Annotated in this window: 9 protein-coding genes; 6 read left to right on the forward strand and 3 right to left on the reverse strand. The window is 48.7% G+C overall.

Annotated elements, in window-relative coordinates; all coding sequences use genetic code 11:
* The first annotated feature begins 247 nt into the window (after window positions 1-247).
* The 6 genes from RDO88_RS00005 to RDO88_RS00030 all read left to right on the forward strand — a co-directional run bounded on the left by RDO88_RS00005 (window position 248) and on the right by RDO88_RS00030 (window position 7,422).
* Window positions 248-1,789: an arylsulfatase gene (locus RDO88_RS00005; protein WP_307757394.1), complete on the forward strand. Its 1,542-nt coding sequence runs from the start codon at window positions 248-250 to the stop codon at window positions 1,787-1,789.
* A 62-nt stretch (window positions 1,790-1,851) separates the two neighbouring features.
* Window positions 1,852-3,432: a family 20 glycosylhydrolase gene (locus tag RDO88_RS00010; protein WP_307757395.1), complete on the forward strand. Its 1,581-nt coding sequence runs from the start codon at window positions 1,852-1,854 to the stop codon at window positions 3,430-3,432.
* A complete protein-coding gene (locus RDO88_RS00015; RefSeq protein WP_307757396.1) occupies window positions 3,429-4,667 on the forward strand; it encodes a glycoside hydrolase family protein in 1,239 nt (412 codons plus the stop codon). The genes RDO88_RS00010 and RDO88_RS00015 overlap by 4 nt, the downstream gene beginning before the upstream one ends.
* A 494-nt stretch (window positions 4,668-5,161) precedes the next feature.
* On the forward strand, window positions 5,162-5,473 hold the full coding sequence (locus tag RDO88_RS00020; RefSeq protein ID WP_021847760.1) for a metal-sulfur cluster assembly factor: 312 nt from the start codon (window positions 5,162-5,164) through the stop codon (window positions 5,471-5,473).
* 18 nt (window positions 5,474-5,491) lie between these two features.
* Window positions 5,492-6,637, forward strand: coding sequence for a redoxin domain-containing protein (locus RDO88_RS00025; RefSeq protein ID WP_307757397.1), 1,146 nt, complete (start codon window positions 5,492-5,494; stop codon window positions 6,635-6,637).
* A gap of 20 nt (window positions 6,638-6,657) precedes the next feature.
* Window positions 6,658-7,422 (forward strand): metallophosphoesterase, encoded by a 765-nt coding sequence (locus RDO88_RS00030; protein WP_307757398.1) that lies wholly within the window; start codon window positions 6,658-6,660, stop codon window positions 7,420-7,422.
* A 76-nt stretch (window positions 7,423-7,498) separates the two neighbouring features.
* On the opposite strand, the gene RDO88_RS00035 is transcribed toward RDO88_RS00030, so the two are convergent.
* The 3 genes from RDO88_RS00035 to pta form a co-directional block, all read right to left on the reverse strand.
* The gene (locus RDO88_RS00035) at window positions 7,499-8,893 is read right to left on the reverse strand and encodes an alkaline phosphatase (RefSeq protein ID WP_307757399.1); all 1,395 of its coding nucleotides are present in this window, start codon (window positions 8,891-8,893) and stop codon (window positions 7,499-7,501) included.
* Window positions 8,894-9,042: 149 nt separating this feature from the next.
* A complete protein-coding gene (locus RDO88_RS00040; protein WP_307757400.1) occupies window positions 9,043-10,245 on the reverse strand; it encodes an acetate/propionate family kinase in 1,203 nt (400 codons plus the stop codon).
* Between the two features lie 25 nt (window positions 10,246-10,270).
* Window positions 10,271-11,287, reverse strand: a complete 1,017-nt coding sequence (gene pta / locus RDO88_RS00045; RefSeq protein WP_307757401.1) for a phosphate acetyltransferase — start codon at window positions 11,285-11,287, stop codon at window positions 10,271-10,273.
* Window positions 11,288-11,363: the final 76 nt, after the last annotated feature.

Consider the following 11,363-nt stretch of genomic DNA (forward strand, 5'->3'; position numbering starts at 1 on the left):
GGGGCTTTTTGATTAATTGTTTAACTCGTCCCATTTTAACGGGACACTAATGAAATTATCTATTAAACATAGCTCTTCTCGGTGACGGTTCTATACACAATGAGGACAAATATGTATTATCAAACTTCAAACCACGCTGATTAATATAACCAAAAGCTATTCAAAATGTTACCAACTCCCGTCATTAATAAAATTCATATCAATGACGGGATACTTTTCATCAGAATAACATACATACAAAAATCACATGAAAAGTTTTCAAAACATCATACTTTATACGGCTGGAAGCACATGCCTTGTATCTTTACCATTGAACGTATTTTCACAAACGAAGATACACCCCCATATTATATTGATAATGACCGACCAGCAACGTGCCGACGCATTGGGATGTGCCGGGAACGAAGCGGTCATCTCTCCCAACCTGGACCGTCTGGCCTCGGAGGGACATCTGTTCAGCAATGCGTACAGTGCGTCTCCAAGCAGCACTCCAGCACGTGCCGGAATGCTTACGGGGATGTCCCCATGGCATCATGGTCTTCTGGGATACGGGCAAGTGGCGGAACATTATTGTTACGAAATGCCCCAAATGTTGAAGGACCTGGGATATCATACTCTGGGTATAGGCAAGATGCACTGGCACCCACAGAATGCTCTCCACGGCTTTGAAGCAACTCTGCTCGATGAAAGTGGCCGTGTGGAATCCCCCTATTTCATGAGTGATTACAGGAAATGGTTCAATACACAGGCTTTCGGCCTGAACCCTGACAGTACGGGAGTGGAATGGAATGCCCATGAGGCCAAAGCCTATGCATTACCGGAACATTTGCACCCAACCGTATGGACGGCAGACAGGGCAGTGGAGGCCATACGGGGATACAGTTCAGACCAGCCTCTGTTTCTCAAGATTTCATTCGCCCGTCCGCACAGCCCCTATGACCCTCCCCAAAGAGTGGTGGACAAGTATGCCGAAAGAGAGATTCCGGCACCAGCTGTGGGTGAATGGTGCAAAGACATGCCTTTGGACACACATCCGGAGAACAAGCCGGAGGCGGCAACCGGGAATTTCGGATCTGAATATGCCCGGAATTCACGCAAATACTATTATGCGTCGATAACCTTTATTGACGAACAGATAGGGCGGATTATCGATGAACTGAAAAGAAAGGGTATGTATGACAACGCCTTGATCTGTTTTGTCTCCGACCATGGGGATATGCTGGGCGACCACCACCTGTGGAGAAAGACTTATGCCTATGAAGGCTCATCGGCCATTCCGTTCATCGTAAAACTGCCGAGGGAAATGGAGAACGGCCTGAAAGCGGAAAAGGTAATCGAGGCTCCTGTGGAATTGCGCGATCTGCTCCCCACCTTCCTTGCCATAAATGAAGAGAAAATTCCCGAAGACATGGACGGGCTTTCCCTGCTCCCATTATTTCATGACAAGAATGCCAAGTGGAGAAAATATATCGACATAGAGCATTCTACGGCATATTTTGCAGACAACTATTGGTGTGCTTTGACAGATGGAAAAATCAAGTATATCTGGTTCTTCCGTACCGGTAAGGAACAATTGTTCAATCTGAAGGCCGATCCGCAGGAATTACATGATCTTTCCGGAGAATCTTCCTGGCAGGAAAAACTGGATGGAATGCGCAAGGTGATGGTGGAACATCTGAGAGAACGCGGTGATGAATGGGTAAAAGACGATAAATTGGTTATCCGTAAGACCAATTTGCTGTATAGCCCCAACTATCCTAAAAACAAGGAACTGACAAAAAAGAAATAAAAAAGGAACGAACAATGAAGCATTTATATCTTACACTTTTGTTATTGCTGCCTCTCCGGATAATGGCAGAAACTTCAATATCCATTATTCCCGCACCCCAGAAATGCGTGGAAAGAAAAGGGCATTTTACTGTAAACGAAAAGACTGTGATCATGTTTCCCGAGATTACAGACAGCCTGCTTGATGCGGTGGACGTATGGCGGGATTTGTTTGCAACGGCAGCGGGATATACCCCTGAAGTAACGGCCGGAAAGACAAGTTCAAATGTCATCCGGTGTGTACTGAATCCAACCTTGGCTGAAGAAGCCTACCGGCTGAATGTTTCCACAAAAAGCATACAGATAGAAGCCGGAACGGCCAAGGGCATTTTTTATGCGTTCCAAACGTTACGCCAGCTGCTCCCCCCTGCCATTGAGGGTTCAGCACGCGCGGAAGATGCCAGATGGGAGATTCCGTGCGTATCTATTGAGGATTCCCCTTCTTTCTTCTACCGTGGCATGATGCTGGACGTTTCCCGCCATTTCGTGGGCAAGGAAGATGTGAAACGCTATATTGACTTGCTGGCCTTCCACAAAATGAATGTTTTCCATTGGCACCTGACGGACGACCAGGGATGGCGTATCGAAATCAAGAAATATCCCAAGTTGGCGAAAACGGGCGGCTGGCGGAACAAGACAATCAAAGGGCTCATGTGGGACAATCCGACAGAATGGGATACCGAACGCTACGGAGGTTTTTACACGCAGGAGGATGTAAAGGAAGTGGTGGAATACGCAAAGAAACGCTTTGTGGAAGTCATACCGGAAATAGAAATGCCCGGGCACTGCGTGGCCGCACTGGCCGCTTATCCGGAATATTCCTGTTCCGGTGGCCCGTTTGAAGTGGAGGGCCGCTGGGGAGTCTTCAATGACATTTTTTGTACCAAGGAAAAAACGTTTCAGTTTCTTCAGGATATCTTGGATGAGGTAACCTCCCTGTTCCCCTCGGAATATATCCATCTGGGCGGTGATGAAGCCCCCCGCATCCGCTGGAAAAATTGCGTACACTGCCAGAATCGGATGAGGCAGGAAAAGCTGGATACCGAAGCCGAATTGCAGACCTATTTCATGAACCGTATTGAAAACTACCTGAACGGAAAGGGAAAGAAAATCATCGGATGGGACGAAATACTGGAAGGAGGAATTCCCCAAAGAGCGACAGTCATGTCCTGGAGGGGTGAAAGCGGGGGAATAAAGGCTGCACAGGCCGGGTATGATGTTATCATGACTCCCAACGTATATATGTATCTGAATTGTCACCAGCTCGGTGCGGAAGACAGTGTCGGTATCAAAAAACGTCTGATTTCCTTGGAAAAGGTATATAACTACAACCCGGTTCCTTCCGTACTGAAAGAAAAGGAAGCGGCACACATCAAGGGAGTACAGGCCAACTTGTGGACTGAATATCTGGTGACCATTCCCCAAATGGACTATTCCTTGTTTCCGCGCTTGGCCGCAGTGGCTGAAATCGCCTGGAGCCGGAGAGAAAACATGAATTATGACAGATTCTGCATACGCCTTGAAAAGATAAAAAGGCATTATGACGGACTGGGGGTGACATATTGTCCCCGTATCTATAACCGTAAAAATAAGGAAGTGTTATGACAAATACCCTAAAGCTGGCCGTTCCGTTGTTTTGTCTATCCCTGTTTTTTGCCGGAATGCCCCCGAAAACGTATGGGAGCGGCGAAGTGGATCTGCGGATTGAAAAAAGGGGGGATTCACGTGTGGCAGTCGGTTTTTCAGCCTTCTCACTGGACAGTCATTTTGTCTGGTGCGGTTCGGCCATCCGTGCCGTGGAGGACGGTAAATATTATCTGTTCTATTCGGCAATGGGTGCGGGAGATGAATATCCTCCGTTTGCGGACGCCTGGGTTCTGGGATCAAAAATCGGCATAGCCGTATCAGACTCACCTTATGGCGGATACAAGGATTTGGGTATCTGTTACAACAAGGACGGGTATAGACCGGATTCCAGTTCCTGGGATGCCCAAACGGTACACAACCCGCACATTCAGCATTTCGGAGGAAAATATTATCTGTATTACATAGGTGCCAGGGATCCCGGAGCATCAGCCCGCGTGAAAGGGAAAGTGAACAGGAGGGACCGGATTCAACAGAGCCTGACAGTCGGCGTTATGTGTTTCAACACAATACAGGATTTTCTGGAGGGCAAGGTAGCCTGCAACGAGAGACCTCTGCTTCTCCCCCGTACAAGGGTGAAGCCGGACAATGTGCTGGAACCCTCTCCCGAAGGTACTGCAATGAAACCCGACAATCTGATTATGGTCAATCCTTCTGTAGTATACAGACCTTCCGACAAAAAATATCTGCTCTATTTCAAGGGAAACGTTTACGATCCCCATTGGAGGGGAATACATGGCGTTGCCCTTGCAGACAACCCAGAAGGTCCTTTTACCGTCCTGGACGATTATGTGTTCGATTTCGAGACGGAAGACGGAAGGAAACTGAACGCTGAAGACCCGTTTGTCTGGTATCACCATAAAGATTCTTATTTTTATGCTGTATTCAAGGACTTTACGGGATCCTTCACTAAAGGGAAACCGGGATTGGCCATCATGGAGTCAAAGGACGGCATTCATTGGAAACTGCCTGAAAACTCATTGTTTATGGACAAGAAAATAAAGTTGAAGAACGGTGGATGGATTGATGTAGACCGTTTGGAACGTCCCCAATTGCTTTTGGACGAAAATGACGAACCAATCGTTTTGTATGCCGCCTGTGCAATCACACCCGTAAACTCTAAGAAAGATGGGAGTTCTTTCAATATTCAGATTCCCATCGTTCAAGTTACTGAACAAACGAGGTGTATTAACTAAAAATCATCTGCCAACAGATTTCCTTAAGTAAAAGCACTAACATGTTAAATGAAAGTAAAGCTTCGTCTATTTTTACAAGCCACATGAATCGTAGAAACAAGAGAATACGATATTAAAAAGAAACAGTTGCCGTATTGTTAAGCCTAAATCAATCATTAAAGTTTCCAATCTTTCTAATAACCAATTTGAGTTTATAACAGAAAAATAACGGCGGACAAGGAGTGCACATCCCCGCTCCGCCCTGTACACATCCTGCCGACAGGAATCGCACATCCCGTCGGCAGGATGTCTGCATTATAGCAGATCGAGCAGAACATCGTTTGACGTGCCCGAAATGCGGCAATGTTATCCACCGAAAGAAGCAATGTTTTCCACCAAAGAAAGCAATGTTTTGAGGCACAAAAAGCAATGTTTTCTTCCCTTCCCTGCACACGCCTCTTGGCTGTCTCGCAAAAAAAGCGTAGCTTTGCTTCACGAAAAAGAGAAGCAAGATTATGACAAAATTTGAAATAGAAGAAAAGATTGTGGCGATGCTCAAGACCGTATACGACCCCGAAATACCCGTCAACGTGTACGACCTGGGCCTGATTTACAAGATTGACGTGACAGACGACTTCAATGTCAGCATCGACATGACGCTGACGGCGCCCAACTGCCCGGCGGCCGACTTCATCATGGAGGACATCCGCCAGAAGATAGAGAGCATCGAAGGTGTGGCCTCGGCCACCATCAACCTGGTCTTCGAGCCCGAATGGGACAAGGACATGATGAGCGAAGAGGCCAAACTGGAACTGGGATTCTTATAACAAAAACAACAGCATATCATGAAACAGAAAACACTTGGCCTGCTGGCCTGTACGGCACTGCTCTGCGCCTGCCAGCCCGCACAGAAACAAACAACCATCACCGGCACACTGACCGGCGTAGAGAGCGACACCCTGATTGTGAACTACTTTGCCGTATCGGACTTGAGCCGCAGCACGATACACCGCGACACCATCGCCTTGCAGAACGGAAGCTTCACCTGCCAGCTGGAGAACGACAGCGTGCCGATGGAGGCCTTCTTCTACGCCCAGCCCCGTAACGGAGCCGCCGCCGCATCACTTCGCAAAACCATCACAGTTGTAACCTTCCCCGGCGAAACGGTGGAAGTAAGCGGTTCGATGGACGACTACCACATGAAAGGCAATGCCTTCCACCAGGCCTACGAAGAAGTACGGGCCCTATACAAGCCCTATGAGGACAAGATGCACAAAGTGACACAAGTCATCATGGACATGCAAAGCAAAGGCATGATGACACGCGAACGCCTCGACTCCCTGCGTCAAATCTATGAGCCGATCAATGCCGACATGAAAAAGGTAAAGGAAGACTACATCCGCCAGCACCCTGATGAAGACATCTCCGTCTATCTGATATCCGACTTTGGCAAAACCGCCGGCGACCTGCTCGACCTCATCGGCGAAAAGGCACAGAACGGCCCGATGGCTCCCCTCTACAAGGCCATGAAAGAAGCTATCGAGCGGCAGAAAGCCCGCGAAGAAGCGCGTAAGAATATGGTCGAAGGAGCCGTAGCCCCCGACTTCACGCTGAAGGACCTCCAAGACAAAGACCTCACCCTGTCGTCCCTGCGCGGCAAGTATGTGGTGCTGGACTTCTGGGGAAGCTGGTGCGGCTGGTGCATCAAGGGCATCCCCGACATGAAGAAATACTACGAAAAGTATAAGGACCGCATGGAGATACTGGGCGTGGACTGCCGCGACACGGAAGAGAAATGGAAGGATGCGGTAGAGAAGCATGAACTGCCCTGGCTGCATGTGCGCAATACGGACGAGGCAGACATCACGGTGAAGTATGGCATACAGGGCTATCCCACCAAGATTGTCATCGATCCCGAAGGCAAGGTGGCCAAGATTGTGGTAGGCGAAGACCCCGCCTTCTACAAATATCTGGACGAACTGTTCAAATAATAACTAAACGAATACGCCTTATGAAGAATGTATATTTCCTCTCCGACGCCCATCTGGGTTCGCGTGCCATCGAGCACGGCCGTACGCAAGAACGCCGGCTGGTGAACTTTCTGGACAGCATCAAGCACAAGGCTTCGGCCGTCTATCTGCTGGGCGACATGTTCGACTTCTGGTACGAATTCAAGCTGGTGGTGCCCAAAGGCTATACACGCTTTCTGGGCAAGCTGTCCGAACTGACGGACCTCGGAGTGGAAGTACACTTCTTTACAGGCAATCATGACATCTGGTGCGGCGACTATCTGACGAAAGAATGCGGCGTCATCCTGCACCGCGAGCCGCTGACCACAGAGATTCATGGCAAGGAATTCTACCTGGCCCATGGTGACGGGCTGGGCGACCCCGACCGCAAGTTCAAGTTTCTGCGCGCTGTCTTTCACAGCCATACGTTGCAAACTCTGTTTTCCTCGCTTCACCCCCGCTGGAGTGTGGAGCTGGGACTGACATGGGCCAAGCACAGCCGCCTGAAACGGGTGGACGGCAAGGAACCGGACTATATGGGAGAAGACAAGGAACCGTTGGTGCTCTACACCAAGAACTACCTCAAGAGCCACCCGGATATCAACTTCTTCATCTATGGCCACCGCCACATCGAGCTGGACCTGATGCTGAACGCCACCTCGCGCGTCGTCATCCTGGGCGACTGGATCAACTGCTTCTCGTATGCCGTGTTCGACGGCGAACATCTCTTCCTGGAGAACTACATTGAGGGAGAGACGCAATTATAAAATATTAGGCATAAAGTGTGAAACTTGCTCTTCACACCTTATGCCTAATACTTAATATCTTATCTTAATACCTAAATCAATATCTTCCCGCTTTGGCAATGCGCTTCGGAATATCCGTATTGTCCATCTTGCCCATAAACAAGTCGGAACCTGCACCGATGGCATAAACAGGCACATATTCGGCCGTGTGGCTGCTGCTGGTCCATCCCAGGTGAGCAATCTGACTTATCACTTCGTTAGCGGTTACGGCCAGCGGTTCGGTCTTGGCATAGAGCGTTTCCTTGAAAGCGACCTTGTTCTTCACGAAAGAAGTCTCATAAACGTCGCGCAGCGCACGTTCCTGCTCCCATGTCAGAGGCAGTTTGCTCCAAAATCCCATTGTCTCAGACAAGAGTTCCTTAACCTGTTCCCAAGAAGCATGCTCGTTACGACGCAGGTCAGTAATGCGGCGTGACAAAGCCTCAACAGATTGTTTCTGACAATCGAGTGCCTTCAAGTTCAGCGTATACGTTCCGGTGCCCATACCCAAACCACCAGTCTCGTGGTCGGCAGAAACAACAATCAGCGTCTCTTTCGGATGCTTCTTGTAAAACTCGTAGGCCACACGGATGGCATTGTCCATGTCAATCACCTCTTTTACTACCGTAGCAGGGTCGTTGCTATGACAAGCCCAGTCAATCTTACCGCCTTCCAGCATCAGGAAGAAGCCTTTTTTATTGTCTTTCGTCAGGAAGTCAATGGCGCTTTCCGTGATTTGTGCCAGCGTCAAGTCACCTTCTTTGCGGTCGATAGCATACGGCAAGCAGTCGGCAGCCGCGCCTTCAGCCTGAAGCAGCACCATCTTCTCGGCCGAAGAAGCTTTTTCTTCATACTCCTTCAGACCGCGTGCAATGGTATAACCCGCTTTCTCGATAATCGGATAAATGGAAGGAGCATCCTTCTTGTCATAAGTCTTATCAGGCTTCAGAAAACCTGCACCGGCAAAGAAATCGAAACCGCTCTTGGGCAATTCCAGCGCAATCTCATAATACATATTACGATCCGGCTGATGAGCATAGAAAGCAGCCGGTGTGGCATGGTCTACACTGACCGTAGAAGCGATACCTACCTTTTTACCACTCTTCTTGGCCTGATAGGCAACGCTCTCCAAAGCCTCCTTGTTGACATCTACCCCAATAGCACCATTGTAGGTCTTCGAACCGGTAGCCAAGGCCGTACCGCCGGCCGAGGAGTCGGTCACCGAATTGCTGGCCGAATAGGAAGTGGCAATTCCCGCAGCCGGGAACGACCCAAACAGCAGCTTCTGGGTACCGATGCGGCCGTTCTCCATTTCGGCCTGAAACATTTCTGTTGTATTTACCTGGTTCACTCCCATACCGTCACCGATAAAGAAGAATACATACTTGGCCTGCTGGGCGTAAGTCATCCCCGCCATCAGGACAAAAAGTAGCAAATAAGTCAATCTTTTCATAACTAATTCTCTATTTAATAATATAAATTGGGCTTTTCTTTCAGACAAAGATAGGCAAAAGCCTCCAAGAAAAGCATTAAGATTATGTTAAAAAAAAGCCCCGAAGAACATTGTCTTCAGGGCTTTTCCCTATTTGTTCAGTTTGTATTTCAGGCCTTTTTGTTCAGAATAGTCATGGTATCCGAAGCAATCATCAGCTCTTCGTCGGTAGGAATAACCACCACCTTCACCTTCGAATCGTCGGCAGAGATAATGGCTTCTTCACCACGTACTTTGTTCTTCTCGGCATCCAGTTTCACGCCCATATATTCCAAACCGGAGCAAGCACCCCAACGGGCCGATGCCTGGTTCTCACCTACACCACCAGTGAAGACAATCACGTCCACACCACCCAAAGCGGCTGCGTATGCACCGATGTATTTCTTGATACGGTAGAAGTACATATTCTCGGCCAGAATGGCTTTCGGATCACCGGCAGCCACAGCATTCTCCAAGTCGCGCATATCACTCGACTTGCCGAAAATACCCATCACACCACTCTTTTTGTTAAGCAGATTGGATACACCGGCAGCATCCAAGTGCTCCTTCTCCATAATGAATGTCACGGCACCGCCATCGATATCACCGCTACGTGTACCCATCATCAGACCTTCGAGCGGAGTAAGGCCCATGCTGGTATCTACACACTTACCGTCCTTGATGGCCGAAATGGAACCGCCGTTACCGATGTGGCAGGTAATGATTTTTGTACCTTCGGCCTGAATACCCAGGAACTCGCATACACGTTTTGATACATAACGGTGAGAAGTTCCGTGGAAGCCATAACGACGTACACCATATTTCTCATACAATCTATAAGGTACCGCATACATATAGGCATAGTCGGGCATTGTCTGATGGAAGGCTGTATCGAATACTCCAATCTGAGGAACATTCGGTAGGATAGCTTCGATGGCACGGACACCTTTCAGGTTGGCAGGATTATGGAGCGGAGCCAGGTCGTTGCAGGCAGTGAAGGCGTCAAGCACCTCTTTTGTCAGCAAAACCGATTCACTGAACTTTTCACCTCCATGTACCATACGGTGGCCTACGGCATTGATTTCGTCCAGCGACTTGATAGCACCATATTCAGGAGATACAAGGGTATTCAGGATAAATTCCACACCGACTGTATGCTCGGGAATGTTCTTTTCCAGAATCTTCTTTTCACCGTTCGGCAAGGTAAATTTCAGGAAAGAATCGGGCAAACCGATTTTTTCAATACCACCCTGGGCTATAACAGCCTTGTGGTCCATGTCAAACAATTTATACTTGATGGAAGAACTGCCACAGTTCAATACTAATACTTTCATAATCTTACTTTTTATCCAAGGTTCATCATTTGTTGGCTTTTGCAGCGATAGCCTGATTGGCTGTAATGGCAATCATGCGATATACATCTTCGATGGAGCAACCGCGTGAAAGGTCGTTCACCGGACGGGCAATACCCTGAAGGATAGGACCTACAGCATCGGCATGTCCCAAGCGCTGAACCAGTTTATAAGAAATATTACCTACCTCCAGACTGGGCACTACCAATACGTTGGCATGACCGGCAATGGATGAACCCGGAGCCTTGCTGGCACCGACCTCGGGAACCAGGGCTGCATCGGCCTGCAGTTCGCCGTCGATGGCGATATCGGGAGCCATTTCCTTGGCCAATTTCAATGCTTCCACCACTTTGTCTACCACTTCGTGTTTGGCAGAACCTTTCGTTGAGAAGCTCAGCAGTGCTACTTTCGGATCAAGACCTGCCACAGCTTGAGCTGTACGGGCTGTACATACAGCAATCTGAGCCAATTGAGATGCATCGGGTACCGGAGTTACCGCAACATCACCCATCACCAGAATACCGTTCTTACCATATTCAGGAGCATGAGTCAGCAACAGCATGGCACCTGAAACACAAGTGATGCCCGGAGCAGTCTTGATGATTTGCAAAGCCGGACGCAGTACATCACCCGTCGTATTGCGGGCACCGGCCAACTGACCGTCGGCATCACCATTCTTGATAATAAGGCAGCCCAAATACAAAGGATCAAGCACCAGTTTACGGGCTTCCTCGATAGTCATGCCTTTCTTCTTGCGCAATTCGCACAACAACTGTGCATACTCTTCCTGCTTCGGATGGTTGGCAGGATCGATGATGGTAGCCTTACCGATATTACCCAACCCCCACTCCTTGGCACAAGCGTGGATTTCATCAGGATTACCCAAAAGAATCAGGTCAGCAATGCCGTCAGTCAGAATCTGATTAGCAGCTTTCAAGGTACGTTCTTCTGTACCTTCAGGAAGAACGATGCGTTGGCGGTCGGCCTTGGCGCGTTCAAGAATTTCATTAATTAATCTTTGCATGATATAATAAGATTGTATGTTAAATACTAGCCCATATTGTGTTTATCACGCCGCAAAAATACACAATTTTGCAATA

Source organism: uncultured Mediterranea sp., from assembly GCF_902493215.1.
Lineage (GTDB): Bacteria > Bacteroidota > Bacteroidia > Bacteroidales > Bacteroidaceae > Bacteroides.